General features: G+C 45.9%; 12 protein-coding genes and 1 other RNA gene. 3 read left to right on the forward strand and 10 right to left on the reverse strand.

What is annotated here, in order from left to right; all coding sequences use genetic code 11:
• The first annotated feature begins 94 nt into the window (after positions 1–94).
• Entirely contained in the window at positions 95–916 is an 822-nt protein-coding gene (locus tag AB1S55_RS13945) for an aldo/keto reductase (protein WP_370978789.1), read from the forward strand.
• A gap of 334 nt (positions 917–1,250) precedes the next feature.
• Entirely contained in the window at positions 1,251–1,682 is a 432-nt protein-coding gene (locus AB1S55_RS13950; protein ID WP_370978790.1) for a DUF6538 domain-containing protein, read from the forward strand.
• Positions 1,683–2,903: 1,221 nt separating this feature from the next.
• Here AB1S55_RS13950 and AB1S55_RS13955 read toward each other — a convergent pair.
• The 10 genes from AB1S55_RS13955 to ndk all read right to left on the reverse strand — a co-directional run bounded on the left by AB1S55_RS13955 (position 2,904) and on the right by ndk (position 13,559).
• Positions 2,904–4,706, reverse strand: a complete 1,803-nt coding sequence (locus tag AB1S55_RS13955; RefSeq protein ID WP_370978791.1) for an NACHT domain-containing NTPase — start codon at positions 4,704–4,706, stop codon at positions 2,904–2,906.
• A gap of 459 nt (positions 4,707–5,165) precedes the next feature.
• Positions 5,166–5,262, reverse strand: an RNA gene (gene ffs / locus AB1S55_RS13960) — signal recognition particle sRNA small type.
• 129 nt (positions 5,263–5,391) lie between these two features.
• Entirely contained in the window at positions 5,392–6,807 is a 1,416-nt protein-coding gene (gene der, locus AB1S55_RS13965) for a ribosome biogenesis GTPase Der (protein WP_370978792.1), read from the reverse strand.
• 57 nt (positions 6,808–6,864) lie between these two features.
• On the reverse strand, positions 6,865–8,010 hold the full coding sequence (gene bamB / locus AB1S55_RS13970) for an outer membrane protein assembly factor BamB (protein WP_370978793.1): 1,146 nt from the start codon (positions 8,008–8,010) through the stop codon (positions 6,865–6,867).
• A 2-nt stretch (positions 8,011–8,012) separates the two neighbouring features.
• Entirely contained in the window at positions 8,013–8,726 is a 714-nt protein-coding gene (locus AB1S55_RS13975) for a YfgM family protein (protein ID WP_370978794.1), read from the reverse strand.
• Between the two features lie 10 nt (positions 8,727–8,736).
• Positions 8,737–10,008: a histidine--tRNA ligase gene (hisS, locus tag AB1S55_RS13980; protein WP_370978795.1), complete on the reverse strand. Its 1,272-nt coding sequence runs from the start codon at positions 10,006–10,008 to the stop codon at positions 8,737–8,739.
• 76 nt (positions 10,009–10,084) lie between these two features.
• Positions 10,085–11,116 (reverse strand): helix-turn-helix domain-containing protein, encoded by a 1,032-nt coding sequence (locus AB1S55_RS13985; protein ID WP_370978796.1) that lies wholly within the window; start codon positions 11,114–11,116, stop codon positions 10,085–10,087.
• A 16-nt stretch (positions 11,117–11,132) separates the two neighbouring features.
• Positions 11,133–11,894 (reverse strand): type IV pilus biogenesis/stability protein PilW, encoded by a 762-nt coding sequence (gene pilW / locus AB1S55_RS13990; protein WP_370978797.1) that lies wholly within the window; start codon positions 11,892–11,894, stop codon positions 11,133–11,135.
• Between the two features lie 24 nt (positions 11,895–11,918).
• On the reverse strand, positions 11,919–13,052 hold the full coding sequence (gene rlmN / locus AB1S55_RS13995; RefSeq protein WP_370981602.1) for a 23S rRNA (adenine(2503)-C(2))-methyltransferase RlmN: 1,134 nt from the start codon (positions 13,050–13,052) through the stop codon (positions 11,919–11,921).
• A gap of 81 nt (positions 13,053–13,133) precedes the next feature.
• Entirely contained in the window at positions 13,134–13,559 is a 426-nt protein-coding gene (gene ndk, locus AB1S55_RS14000; RefSeq protein ID WP_370978798.1) for a nucleoside-diphosphate kinase, read from the reverse strand.
• Positions 13,560–13,714: 155 nt separating this feature from the next.
• Here ndk and AB1S55_RS14005 point away from each other — a divergent pair, with 155 nt between their 5' ends.
• Positions 13,715–14,293 carry a glutathione peroxidase gene (locus AB1S55_RS14005; protein ID WP_370978799.1) on the forward strand — a complete coding sequence of 193 codons (579 nt, stop codon included), beginning with the start codon at positions 13,715–13,717 and terminating at the stop codon, positions 14,291–14,293.
• The last annotated feature ends 40 nt before the right edge of the window (positions 14,294–14,333 follow it).

The following is a 14,333-nucleotide window of genomic DNA, read 5'->3' on the forward strand; positions in this document are numbered from 1 at the left end:
CAACACAAGACTTAGGTCGAACATGCTAAAGTACGGGCCTTTTTATACGTTTTATTAGCTTTACGTATGTATACAACTTACACGGGAAAAGACGATGAGCAGTCAAAGCAGTATCCTACCTCCAATCGGTTACGGCACTTGGAATCGAGACAAACCCACGGCCTATCAAGGCGTGCTAGACGCTTTAGAGCTAGGCTATCGCCATATAGACACCGCCCAAGCTTACGATAATGAAGAGGCCGTTGGTCAAGCCATAAGTGATAGCTCCGTCTCACGCTCTGACATCTTTATTTGCACCAAAGTTGACCCGGTAAACTATGGTCCAGGGCAAGTACGCTTAAGTGTTGAGTCATCACTCAAAAAACTCCAAACAGATGAAGTCGACCTACTCTTGCTGCACTTCCCATCACTACATGATGAATATCCTATTGAGGACTATGTCGGCCAATTTATCGATGTTTATGACTCAGGCCTGTGCAAACATATCGGTGTCTCAAACTTCACCCAGAAATACATCCGCCAAACCTTAATGATGCTGGATGAGCGCACGCTGGCCACAAACCAAGTTGAACTTCACGCCTATATGCAAAACAAAGCTATTGCTAAGTTTTGTAGCGAACTGGATATTCCTATTACAGCCTACTCTCCGCTTGCTCGTGGCGCCCTATTGGACGACAGTGTTATTAATGAGATTGCCGCTGAGCACCAAGCCAGCAACTCACAAATAGCCTTGGCCTTTTTGCTAAACAAGGGCTATAGCGTTATTCCCTCTTCTGCCAACAAGCAACGTATCACCGACAATTTAGCAGCGACAAAGATCACATTAAGCAAGCAAGAGCTACAACGTATAGAAGCCTTAGAGCAAGGCATGCGCTTAGTCGACGCGGATTGGTGCCCTGAATGGGATACATATTAAAGCGAAGCTAAAAGATTAACTAAAGAGATAAAAAATAGGGGGTGACTGAGGGCGGGTCTTGGAAGCGACCCAACCCAGCCACATCCCGGCACACATTGCCAATTCTTGCCAGCATCTCCTTATCCTCTTTGGAACTACCCACAGTTAATAGCAACATGTTAGCTCTAGGTCAGGCCCCATAAGCGATTGAGAGAGATTTCGTAACCGCTTAAACGATAAAGTGATGCTTCAATTAAGATTTGGTTACCTCTGTCATGCTGCAAACCTACCCCCTTAAAACGCATAAAAACTGATCAACCCTTAGTAAACTGTCAGACTCAGGTGTCAGACTATTATGCATCATGTCCTTAAAAGAGACCGAAAGTACTACTTTAATGTACGCATCCCCAAGAGTGTAAACGTAACACGCCCCGAAATAAGGCTAAGCCTACGAACTTCTAGTAGAAAGCAGGCTAATTTGATCGCTGCAGTACTCTCCATTGAACTGAATCTGCTACTAAATAAAACCACGTTAAGCATTGAAGCTATTAAAGCGTCACTTAAGGCCTCCATTAATAGCTATTGCCAATCACAAGGACACAGAGTGATAGAAATTTTTAACTCCAAAAAGCTATGTAATGCCAAAGACCTGACAAAACTACCGAAATTGTTGAGCGATATCTATACGAAAAAGGGAAATCAGGTGTTTGGAGTGCCAAGTCTCAAGAGGGGGGGGGAATCAGCGCTCGAACTATTTAGCCATACTTGGAAACAAACCGTTAACTGATAAAACGAGGCCTGTCGCCGCAGATTACCTTTATCTCTATAAATAACGCCCACCTACTAGCGGTATGCCATGAAGCCACTGCCGTTACAGGGCTTCAGAGGGGTGGACAGGTCGTACGAAATTATTTGGCTGGACTGAAATGGTATTGCAGAGACTCTAAGGACTAAATTATGCGCTACAGTGTTAATCATTAGAATCACTTTCATATGTGAATTCGCATGCTTCAACTGGCAGACCAGAATCGTTTGTGGATTCTTGTATGATGATTTCAATATTGGGCATGCGGCCAGCGAGATCATATCTAGAGAGAATGGCGGTTCGAAAGTTGCTTCTTAACACTCATGCCGTCTGCTATTCCACACATCCCGAACAATTGTAAATTCAGGGTTAATCATCCAGTGCTCTCCTGCAGGGTTCTCTGGATTTTCAACCAGCCATCTTTCGAAAGGTTGCGCCCCGCCTCCTATAATACTTTCGAAGCCCTGACTGGCACTCTGTGGTGAGGGTGTCTCGGCAACTTCAACTGCACCTCCTTCCTCTTGATCTAGCCTGACAATAATCGCGTCACCAGCTGAGACTTCATCGACCTCCTTAGATGATTATTCCGCTCTTCGTCTGAATACACATACTCAGTCTTTAAATTGCATTCTGGGGCGTGCCTTGCGCAAAAATGTGCAGGATGGCCGTGGGAGCTCTCTTTCCTAAACCAAGCAAGCTCACCGCAATCAGTACAAATTAAGCTATTTACTTTTGCTCTAGCTCACTATCAGGCAGTGCTGAAAAAGGTAGAACCTCCCAAACTTCATTACCTGCTATGCAAGTTGCGTACTGCATATATTTACCTTCCTTGAATCCCGTTTAACTAAATGCTGTTAGATTATTCACCTTAAGAAGGACCAGTACTGCCCGCTCTAGTACTTATGATACCCCTTGCACACCCCCTTCTTCTACTACACTTATGCCCGCCATTAGAGTCTGTTCTACCGTTATTATGGGCAGCTGCTGAGGTCATTATAAAGATTAGTAGGAGTACTTGTGAGAGGCACTTCATTGGTCTTCCTTCATTGATAAGACCAAGAGACACTTTGGCCTATAACTCATTGATGCAATCTATGATCAGAACTCCACTCCCCACGTAGTCTTTCACTGCACACTATTTAAAGAGGTCCAGACCTACCTCATAAATCTCCCCAGAAGGCTATCAGACAGCCGGGACCCCTTCTAACTTATATAAGCGTTGAAATGAGTATCTTCAGCTACGTCGAAGTGACTGCTTTTTCCGTCTTGCCTCCAGTCATGAGCCAGATCGTCACCATTCAGCGCGAGTAGGTCGCCTGCAATCGCGATAGCGGCCTTTTTTACTCTCGTATCACATGTCATATCAAGCTCAAGAACCTGACTGATTAGCTCTTCCGTAGAAGAGTCCCCTGATAGTTTCGGCCCAATCCGATGGTTCTTAATCACCATCATCAGCTTGATTAATGGCTCGTCTGCTCGATGCATCATCTCCAATGACAACAAAAAAACCTCTTTTAGCCTGGGGTCGTGGAAAGCTTTTTCGGCTAAGTTCACGACATCATGGTTTTCAACATAAGATATGGCAGCGAAAAACTCTTGCAGTGTTAGGTGGGAGAATTGATATGTATTTGAGGAGTACTCAACAACTAGCCCCATATTGTTTTCGTAATCCCTAAGCAGAGCCTCTGGAGACACATGAGGTGCTCCAGATCTTTGCAATTGGTCCTTTAGGTAGTTGAGCAACGCTGACTTCTCAATATGAGAGGCCCTATTCTCGATTGTCAGTCTAGCTATCTCGGATAGAACGAACCTTTTGTTTTTGGGGGTTATGCACTCAACACTGCCGTCCCGCGTAATGTCTCGCTGGCTATCCCACTTGAACATCAACGTGTCAACGCAGGTTCCATAAAGCTCTGAGCGATTATTTGGGAGAGTGCGATTGTGACTATACATTATACAAACCAACGTACAGAGCAGAGGGGTTTTTAGAAGGTCTGTCGCGTTCTTATGGCTTTTAATGTCTTTGATTAATCTCTCAGCCAGATCTTGCCGATCGACAAACCAGTTTTTTATGAAAAGGGAAATATCATCATGTGAAAAATCATCTATTTCACATATTCTCACATCGGTTAGCTCATTATCGTAAACAGAAGTTCTGCAGCTAGTGACATATTTATTGGTGTTGTATTTCTTGTAGAAGCGACGTAGCGCCTTAGCCCTACTCTTCAGTTTCGACTTTGGCACTTCATCAAGGCCGTCTGTGAGAATGATACAGCTACCTTCGGATATCATCTCATGTAGCCATTTAGAGTAATTCCGTCCAGTTAGCTCGGAAACCTGTGACTGAATCTCTATCAAAAACTGATCAGAGGTGGGCGTGACATCGAGCTGCTCACTACAATCTTTTAAATTGATATAAATAGGAATCCTAGGAATCAGCTGGACCCGAGGTTTTCTTGAGTCAAGCAAGCCACAGTAAGCCAAGATAAGGGCCTTAAAAAAAGTTGTCTTTCCTGAGCCGGGCTGCCCCAATACCAATGTGTGTGGATTGGATTCAACGTATAAAAACGCATTAAGGCCTGAGGCACTGTAGGAGGCTGGAGGAGAAGTGGTGTCTCTAGTTTGTATAGTGTGTCGCGCGCTGGTTTCATTTATTAAGTGTTTAAAACCCGAATCTGAAAGAAGGGATTCAATAAAGTCATCGTTCTGTAGGTATTCATCAAGATCAGTATTGTCAAACGTGTATGTCTTGTCGATAGGACTGCTTAAGTACTTTCGATAGTTGGAGTGAGCACGTAGGCTCACATACACATTTGATAGATGCTTTGGCTGAGGCATCCCAAGGATTTGAATGTTCTTATGTGTTTCTGCTACTTGATGAGCGTACTCAGTGGCTTTCTTATGATTGAAGTCAGACCTAGCGTACCAGTTGGAAATTGCACCGACTGAAAGGTTTACGAGAACATTAGTTGCCTTGTCTATCCCACTTTTTGCAATTTCGTCCACTTTTATTTCCTTGTGTTGTTGGTATCTGGTGCTTGAGTGTATACGAGACTATGTTTTAGGGCTCAAGTTTGACACCTCTTTAGGTGATTTGATGCTAGGTTTGGCACGCGCGCGCTCCTCACGGAGGGTTGCCTTTTAGGGGCTCGTAGTCATCAACAGGATCAGCCGCCAGTCCTTGTCTAAACACACTTTTTCTCTATGTTGAACCGTCGATGGTAAACGGCACCTTAAAGCCGAGGCATACCTAGGTCAAACTAAGAGAGATTAAGACGGTAACAGATCGCTTGTGCACGCCACGAAACGGCATTTGGCGCCACCCAATAAATTATTGAAAGGAGTAAACAGGGCGTACGGCCAGTTGATTTGGACCAGTGAGATCTGTCGCCACTTTTATGCGAATATGTGAGAGATATTGGTTTGAAGCGTGAGAAGGGTTTGCTTCTTGACGTTGGAAGCGACCCAACCCAGCCACATCCCGGCACACAATTCCACTGCTACCGTTGCTTCCTTCCGGACCTGGCGGAGTTCACAGTTTCATGTTGCGAGAGGACCAAATTGGGCCACCACGACACTCGAGTTTAAAACTCGAAAATAGATCGGAGTTTAAACCGACCGCTTCGGGCTGCGTATCCCGAAGGCTGCGCATTATCGCAGCTTTCACAGAGTTTTCAAGCGCTTAGAGACGCTATTTTTTCCTAGTTCGAGTAGGTTTTGCACCTTTACCATGTGCACGCAGCTTTTCCATGCGCTGAGTTTTGAATTTTGCCTTCTTTCCCTCAAAGGGATTGTCACCTGTTTTGAACTCAATACGCACAGGCGTACCGTGTAAATCGAGGGCTCGACGAAAGGTTTTTTCCAAATAACGCTGATAATGCCCCGGTACAGACTTGGTCTGATTGCCATGAATCACAATGATCGGAGGGTTATGACCACCCGAATGAGCATAACGTAATTTGATACGGCGCCCTTGCACAAGCGGCGGCTGATGCTCTGACACCGCATGCTCAAGAATACGAGTTAGATAATTGGTAGAGAACTTTTCAGTGGCTGATTTATAACAGCGCTTTACAGACTCGTATAAATGACCAACACCCGTGCCATGCAAGGCAGAAATAAAGTGCGTATCAGCAAAGTCAACAAAGCTTAAACGGCGTTCAAGCTCAGTCTTAACGTAGGCCTTATGCTCACTTTCAAGACCATCCCACTTGTTTAAAGCAATAACAAGGGCTTTACCGGTATCAATCACATGCCCAAGTAAGTGCAGATCTTGTTCAACAATGCCCTCTTGCGCATCCACAACTAAGATCACCACATGGGCATCATCAATGGCTTGCAAGGTCTTAACGATAGAGAACTTCTCTACTGTTAATTTGATATTTTTACGTCGACGCACACCCGCAGTATCGATCAAGGTATAGGGTTCGCCATCACGCTCATAAGGGATATAAACACTGTCTCGTGTTGTACCAGGCTGATCGTAAACAACCACTCGGTCTTCACCCAGCATACGATTCACCAAGGTACTTTTACCGACATTTGGGCGACCGACAATGGCTATTTTAATGCCGCCTTCTTTAATCTCTTCTTCATCGGTTTCAAGCAGAGCTGTTTCAGGCCACACCTCGACGATAGCTTGCTGCAAGCCACGAATGCCACGACCTTGAGCCGCAGCAATACCAATAATCTCGCTAAAGCCAAGCTCGTAAAACTGTGAGACAACCATGTCTTCATTTTGGCCGTCAATTTTGTTGGCAACCAACACAACCTTCTTACCACTTTTACGAAGGTGTTCGGCAAGCTCTTCATCAGCAGGCGTAACACCGTCTTTACAATCGACAAGAAACAGCACAAGAGAGGCTTCTTCAATGGCTTGGCGACTCTGATCGGCCATCTCAAGATCAATACCCTCTTCTTCGCCACTAATACCACCGGTATCAATAGCAAGATAACGGCGCTCACCAATAACAAGCTCCCCGTACTTTCGATCACGAGTTAAGCCTGCGTAGTTAGCAACCAGTGCATCACGGCTTTTTGTTAAGCGATTAAAAAGAGTCGACTTGCCCACATTGGGGCGGCCAACCAACGCTACGGTTGATAACATAGAAAAAGCCTTGGGGGGTGCCTAAAAAGAAATAACAGAAATTGTAGGGCCAGAGCCCTACTCACTCAAGCGATAGATGCCAAGCTTGCCATCACCACTAAAGGTCATAAAGCGCTCACCTAGCTTAATAAACGGTGCATTGTACTCACCGCCTTTTAACTTGCGACGTCCAGCAAAGCTGCCATCACTTTTGTTAATAACGTGTAAGTAGGAATCATCATCCACCACCAGCACGTAATTACCTAAAGCAAGGGGCGAATCCAAACCTCGAAGCTGCATTTGATCGTTCGTCCAAGCGATACTGCCATTAGCAACATCAAAAGCCACTAAATGACTTTCTTCAGTAACCGCATAAACATAGCGACCATCTACAGTGAGATCACGATAGCTAGATAAATCTTGCTTCCACACAACCTGACCTTTGGCTTTGCTAAAGCTCGCCAAAGCACCTTGATAGGTTGCGGCGTAGACTAAACCACCATCAACAACGGGCGTGCCATCAATATCAACCATTTTTTCAAGGTCGTGGCGGCCACGGGGTGAACTGACTCGACCACTCCACAATAAAGCGCCATCACCAACATTTAAGCTAACCACTTGCCCGTTGGCAAAGGCAGCAAAAAGCTGGTTGCGAGACAAAACAGGATTAGCGGTTCCGCGCAGCGTTAAAGCAGGTACTGCGTGGTCGTAACGCCATAACTGTTCACCATCTCGTGTTGAAAAGCCAAATAAACGGCCATCAATCGTCTGCGCTACCGCCACTCGACGAGAGCCCACCGGCACGCCTAGAATTTCACTTGAGGTTTTTGCACGCCAAAGCTCTTCACCCGTTGCAGAGTCCAGAGCTATCAATTCACCCTTGAAGGTACCCAGGTAAATTTGATTGCGACCAAGACCAACCGCTGCGCTGATCTCGTCATCAAGGCGAACCTTCCACAGGCGTTTTTTGCTTTCGTAGTCATAGGCGTAGACTCGACCTTCAACATCAGCGCCATAGACAACGGTGCCATCAACGGCTAGCTGCAAATTAGAGGCGCGTTTGTCTCGACCATCACCTAAGCCCTTGCTCCAGTCGCGTTTAATTTTAACGGTATCGTCAAAATCAACTAAACCTGAGCGTTTTAACTCTTCTTTATCTTTGTTTGAACTGCAGGCAAATAAAACACAAGCAGCCAAAAGTAGAGCAAGGGTTTTAACGTTCATAATCAACCTTGAGCTGCTTCTTCAGCCACTACCGCGGCTGCTTCAGCTTCAACGGCTTCATCTGCAGGAAGACCGTCTAATTTGAACTGCAAAATACTGCGCTGTGCATATTGCTGACCTGAAAGGCTGCCAATAGCTTGGTTATAAGCTGTACGAGCATTGGCCGGCTCATTTTTAGCAACATAAATGTCGCCTCGAATCTCAGCATAAAGCGCCTTAACTGCCTCGGATTGAGTCGTTACCACCAAGCTAAGCGCCTGATCTAGCTCTCCGGTTTGCACCAAAGCACGCGCTAAACGAGCCTGAGCAACAGCCACAAGCGCCTCGTTAGACTCAGTTTCAACGATGCCTTCTAGCAAAGAAACCGCTGTCGCATAATCCTGATCTTGCACAGCAATACGTGCAGAAATCATGGTCGCAAGATCAGCATACATAGTGCCCTGATACTTTGTTTGAATATCAGTAGCTAAAGCACCAGCTTCTGCTTTAAGCGCATCATCAAAGGCTGCAGGGCCTGCAGGCTGAATAAGCTCAATCAGAGCTTGATACTCATCGGAAGCAGCTTCTGCTTGTTTCTCTTTATGGTCGTTCCAGAAATTCCATCCGGTATAAATAAGAGCTGCCGCAACAATGGGCACAACCACATTTAGCCAGTTGTTATCCCACCAGCGCTTGATCGCTTCAATTTGTTCTTCTTCTGTTAAATGATCAGCCACGTTATTACTCCTAATTAAAGACCGAAAAGAGTTCTTGTTTTGTCAGTGTTTGTTGTTCACGCTCTTCACGTAAATATTTCACAGCTACCACACCACGCGACACTTCATCCTCCCCCAATACCAGGGCAATAGAAGCACCGCTGCGATCTGCTTTTTTCATCTGCGCCCTAAAATTGCCAGCGCCACCATGTACCTGCACACGCAAGCCTTCAACAGAGTCTCTCAACTCTTGCCCAAGTTTCATTGCGTCGGCTTTGACATCGCCGACCGCTAGGATATAGACATCGAGCTGCTGCTGCACCTGCTCAGGCACTAAATTAAGCTCTGTAAGCATCAAAATTAGACGCTCGACACCCATTCCAAAGCCAATTGCAGACGTTGGCTTACCACCAAGCTGCTCAACCAAACTGTCGTAGCGGCCACCACCACAAATAGTACCTTGTGAACCGAGCTTATCGGTTACCCACTCAAACACCGTGTTACTGTAATAATCCAGTCCACGCACCAAAAGTGGATCGATGGTGTAATTGACGCCAAGCTCATCAAGAAGTTTCAACAGGGCATCAAAATGCTCTTTGCTTTCGTCATCAAGATACTCATTAAGCATCGGAGCTTTATCAAAAAGACTACGGGTGCTATCCACTTTACTATCGAAGATACGCAAAGGGTTCGTATGCAAACGGCGCTTGCTGTCATCATCAAGTTGATCGACATGCTGTTCAAAGTACGCAATAAGAGCCTGACGATGCGCCTTGCGGGCAGCGGCATTACCAAGGCTATTAAGCTGTAAGCTAACAACATCAAGAATACCTAGCTTCTTCCAAAGACTCGCCGTCATTTGTAAGAGCTCTGCATCAACATCGGGACCTTTAAAACCAAAAGCCTCAACACCAAACTGATGGAACTGACGCAAACGCCCTTTCTGCGGTTTTTCATGGCGGAACATTGGACCGGTATACCATAGCTTCTGAGTCAAGATACCGCGATCAAACAACATTTGATGCTGCTCGCAGGCTCTCACACACGAAGCCGTACCCTCTGGACGCAGAGTCAGCATGTCGCCATTTCTGTCCTCAAAGGTATACATTTCTTTTTCTACGATATCCGTCGCTTCACCAATACCGCGCTTAAACAACTCTGTTTGCTCAAGAATGGGGAAGCGAATTTCACGATAACCGTAACTCTGTAATACAGAACGGATGGTATTTTCTAGGTATTGCCACACCGGACTATCGCCGGGCAGCAAATCTTTCATGCCGGTAATGGCCTGTAATTTTTTCAAGCTTATTCCTACTTCTTACTGAATGCTTACTTAATGGCTGCTAACGAACGACCGTGCCTTTGATTGCACGCTTAAATTACTGCACCTTTAAACGTGCCAGCTTAGCGACACTGCTGCGAGGCACATCTACAATTCGGCCATCAATAGTGAGTGACACCGCGTTAGCATTTCCAAGCACAATCGAGAACGGTGCTTGGCCCAAAAGGCGGAGATTATCCCCTTTGGCCTTCAGTTCTGCAAATAAGCGTTTTCCTGAAGCATCTTTGACCTCCAGCCAACACTCATCACTAAAGATAAAATCGAGCTGAGAGTCAGCGGCATCCGCCTCATTAAGCTGACTTGCTAACGGATCAGCAGCCGGTTCAGAACGCTCAACGGGCTCATCTGCAGAAGCTGAAGTAGCAGCAAGGGCACCTGAAACCAACGCACTTTCTGAGTCACCAGCATCACGGTTCGGCATCGTATCCGCTGCCACAACTGCGCCCCGGCCAAGATCTTGTTCAAGCTCAAGCCCCACATCGGCTTGCGAATCCACCTCAGTGCCTTCATTCGTAGCGGCCTGCAAGCCATTAGGCTCTGAGTGCAGCACCAAGCCTGATGCTTCGTCATTAACAGGCTCCTCTATAATGGGCACCGTCATGTCGGCAGCTGAAAAGTGCCCGCCCAGTCGTTGAGATGAAAACCAAGCAAGAGCAACAACAATAAGCAACAGCAATAGCGCCAAGACCCAGCGCAACTTAAGCCCACCCTCATTGACAGCCTCACCAAGACTCATATCTCGAAGCTCATCACTAGGAGTATTTTGGCTTGCAAAAAACTGCTCCACCAATACGCTTGCATCGGCACCAACCACTTTTGCGTAATTGCGAATATAGCCACTCACAAAAACAGGATTGCCGATTCCCTCGTAGTCGTCCGCTTCAAGCATGGGCAGCTTGTTATAAGGGATGCGACTTAGACGCTGAACATCATCTTCACTTAGGCCTTGCTCCTCGCGCAAAGCTTTAAGCTGAGCACCTGGGGGCAAGGTATTTGTGTCAGAGCTAACATCAAGATCAGAACGCGGGGTATCGCTGGCCTCTTTATAACCTTCCTGCTGATTTTCCATTACGAGCAAATCTGCCTTATTTTAACGAGTTTTTATAATCGAGGTATTCCCTGGAATACGGGTGTAAATTCTTTAAAGCCAACGCATAACTGGCTTCTTTATCTTTGTTGTCAAAAATACGCTCAATACGTATACCCAACCACAAGCTACGCGCACTAGCAGAAGAATTGGCCATATTCAGGTCTAAATTTTTCTTAGCTTCTGGATACTCTCTATCTTCAAAGTTAAGTTCTGCCAACTCAATTGCCGCAGGTGCATTACGAGAACTGATATTAAGTGCATGCTCAAATGAGCCTTTGGCACGCTTACGATCGCCTGTTTGTAAAGAACAAATCCCGAGCATATACAGAGCATTCGAACGGCTTGGGTAATTAATATCTGCACCAGCACGCTCAAGAAGCGGCAAAGCCTCTTTACAGCGCTCATTCTCGGCTAAGAAACGAGCATAACTCAACTCAATACTCGCCATTGAGAAATCCGCTCGCAGACGCAGGGCTTTTTTAAACTTCTTGTCAGCTTGCTCAGTCTCACCGTTTAACTGGTGAATCATAGCAATACCCTGCATCGCTTCTGCTGATTTGGGATCTAACTCCTGGGCCTCGGTAAACGCTCTAAGAGCTCGATCGCGCTCACCTTTTTGCAAATAGTTCATACCCAGTTTGATATTTGACTCTACTGCTTTCGTCTTATCAAACTTAATACCATCGTTTTCGATAGTCGATACACAAGCACTTAGCAATACAGCAAACGCAAGCACTAAAATGCGCTGTAATTTCATAACCCTTTGCCCAATTTATTGTTGTTAATCTTGAACCAACTTAACCGGTATCACATCCGATGATGACGCAATCAATGCCTCAGCATCAAGCTTGTAGCGCTGACTGCGTCGAGTTCTATCTTGAACCTGACCTGCAAGCTGACCACATGCAGCATCGATATCATCACCACGAGTCGTGCGCACAGTTGTTGTAAAGCCAGCGTCAATCAGCATTTTTTGGAAGCGACGCAAAGCCCCTTCACTAACCCGTTTGTAATTAGATAAATTAAATGGATTAAATGGAATCAGATTGATTTTAACCGGAACGTCTTTCAAAAGTTCAATCAACTCTCGAGCGTGCTCGGGCCTATCATTTACTTTATCGATTAAGGTGTATTCAATCGTAATTTTGCGGCGTACATCCGGCATGCGCTCGATATAACGCTGAGCAGAATCTAAAAGTACGGCAATGGGATATTTACGATTAATAGGTACCAGAGTATTGCGAATTTCATCATTACTTGCGTGCAGTGATATCGCAAGACTGACATCAGTGTAATCTGCAAGTTTATCTAAGGCTGGTACAACCCCTGAGGTACTCAAGGTGACTCGACGCTTAGAAAGGCCGTAGGCGTTGTCATGCATCATCAAGTTCATGGAATCAACCACGTTCTCGAAATTAAGCAAAGGCTCACCCATGCCCATCATCACAACATTGGTCACTTTGCGATCGGCTACGTTCGCAGTATCTAACTGACCAAAACTTTTGGCGGCATGCCAAACCTGACCAATAATCTCAAAGGCATCGAGATCACGATTAAAACCTTGCTTACCCGTGGCGCAAAAGCTGCAATCTAACGAGCAGCCCACTTGTGAGCTGACACACAAGGTACCTCGATCTCCGTCGGGGATATAAACCGTCTCAATGGCATTACCACCACCAACACGAAATAGGAATTTAGCTGTGCCATCAGCACTGTCTAGGCGCTGCATTAGCTCGGGAGCCCTAACCTCAGCAACTTGCTTAAGTTTTTCTCTAAGCCCTTTACTGAGGTTAGTCATCTCATCGAAATCCGTGACGCCGAGTTGATGAATCCACTTCATCACTTGAATGGCACGAAACTTTTTTTCACCAAATTCGGCAAAAAAAGCTACGAGTTTTTCCTCACTTAATCCCATTAGGTTAGTGAGTGCGGGCGCCTCGGCGCGGACTTCGGTGTTCACTAAGCATACCTGTGCAACATATAACAGTTGCGCATCTTAGCGGGGACAGATCTCACTTTCATCAAAAAAGTAAGCTATTTCACGTGCAGCAGACTCTGGAGAGTCAGATCCGTGAACCGCATTGCGCTGCATAGACTCAGCAAAGACCTTACGAATCGTGTCTTCTGCGGCATTTTCTGGGTTAGTAGCGCCCATGACTTCACGATAATGCTCAATCGCATTTTCGCCTTCTAGCACCTGAACCATAACAGGGCCGGATGTCATAAACTCTTTTAAAGCATCGTAAAAAGGCTTACCAAGATGCTCTTTATAAAAACCGCCTGCTTTGTCATCATCCATATGCAGCATCTTTGCAGCCACAATACGCAGACCGGCACTTTCTAAACGGCTGTAGATTTTCCCAATTACGTTTTTAGATACCGCATCGGGTTTTACGATGGACAGAGTACGTTCTATCGCCACTTACTTCACTCCTGTTCAGATTAAGTTGTCCGATTGAGCCTTATGCCACAAATCGGCAAACACAGTATACGCGCGGCGTGATTTCAATGCGACAGATCCAAACCATATCTGTTAACGTAATTAGAGCAAAATCAAAGCTCTAAGGCTTATATCTTATGTGTTATCAAAATTTAATCAGCGCAGCTCTTCTCTTCGCCACCATCACTCTAAGCTCTGTGACTCACAGCGACGACAACATAGACGCTGCAGACAAACATTCCGCCTGTCCCAAGCTCTTAAATCATGACTATAGAAAGCTGCATAGCAATACCAGCGTAAACCTGTGTGAACTCTACAAAGGCAAAGCCATTCTACTGGTCAACACAGCCAGCCACTGCGGTTACACAAAGCAGTTTTCAGGGCTAGAAGAGCTACATCAGCGCTTTCAAGATCAAGGTCTTGTTGTGATTGGTTTTACATCGGATGACTTTAAGCAAGCCGCCAAAGATGAAGAGGAAGCCGCCGGTATTTGCTACAAAAACTACGGTGTTAGCTTTACCATGCTCGCACCAACGGCTGTTCGCGGCGAAGACGCAAATCCAACCTTTAAAGAGCTTGCAAGGCTCAGCAAAAAGCCAAGTTGGAATTTTAATAAATACCTAGTTAGCGCAGATGGCAGCAAAGTTCAGCGCTTCGGATCGAACACAAAACCGATGAGCAATAAACTCATAGAGGCCATTGAGCAGGAGCTTTAGACCCTGCCGCCGATCAATAGCAGCTATTTAAGAGTCACTA

The organism is Agaribacterium sp. ZY112 (genome assembly GCF_041346925.1).
GTDB lineage: Bacteria > Pseudomonadota > Gammaproteobacteria > Pseudomonadales > Cellvibrionaceae > Agaribacterium.

What these genes read in the sequence shown, in the direction of transcription:
- AB1S55_RS13950 (WP_370978790.1), top strand. Translation starts at nt 1,251, where the DNA reads ATGCATCATGTCCTTAAAAGAGACCGAAAGTACTACTTTAATGTACGC.
- AB1S55_RS13945 (WP_370978789.1), top strand. Translation starts at nt 95, where the DNA reads ATGAGCAGTCAAAGCAGTATCCTACCTCCAATCGGTTACGGCACTTGG.
- bamB (WP_370978793.1), bottom strand. Translation starts at nt 8,010, where the DNA reads ATGAACGTTAAAACCCTTGCTCTACTTTTGGCTGCTTGTGTTTTATTT.
- rlmN (WP_370981602.1), bottom strand. Translation starts at nt 13,052, where the DNA reads ATGGGATTAAGTGAGGAAAAACTCGTAGCTTTTTTTGCCGAATTTGGT.
- AB1S55_RS13985 (WP_370978796.1), bottom strand. Translation starts at nt 11,116, where the DNA reads ATGGAAAATCAGCAGGAAGGTTATAAAGAGGCCAGCGATACCCCGCGT.
- pilW (WP_370978797.1), bottom strand. Translation starts at nt 11,894, where the DNA reads ATGAAATTACAGCGCATTTTAGTGCTTGCGTTTGCTGTATTGCTAAGT.
- AB1S55_RS14005 (WP_370978799.1), top strand. Translation starts at nt 13,715, where the DNA reads ATGTGTTATCAAAATTTAATCAGCGCAGCTCTTCTCTTCGCCACCATC.
- der (WP_370978792.1), bottom strand. Translation starts at nt 6,807, where the DNA reads ATGTTATCAACCGTAGCGTTGGTTGGCCGCCCCAATGTGGGCAAGTCG.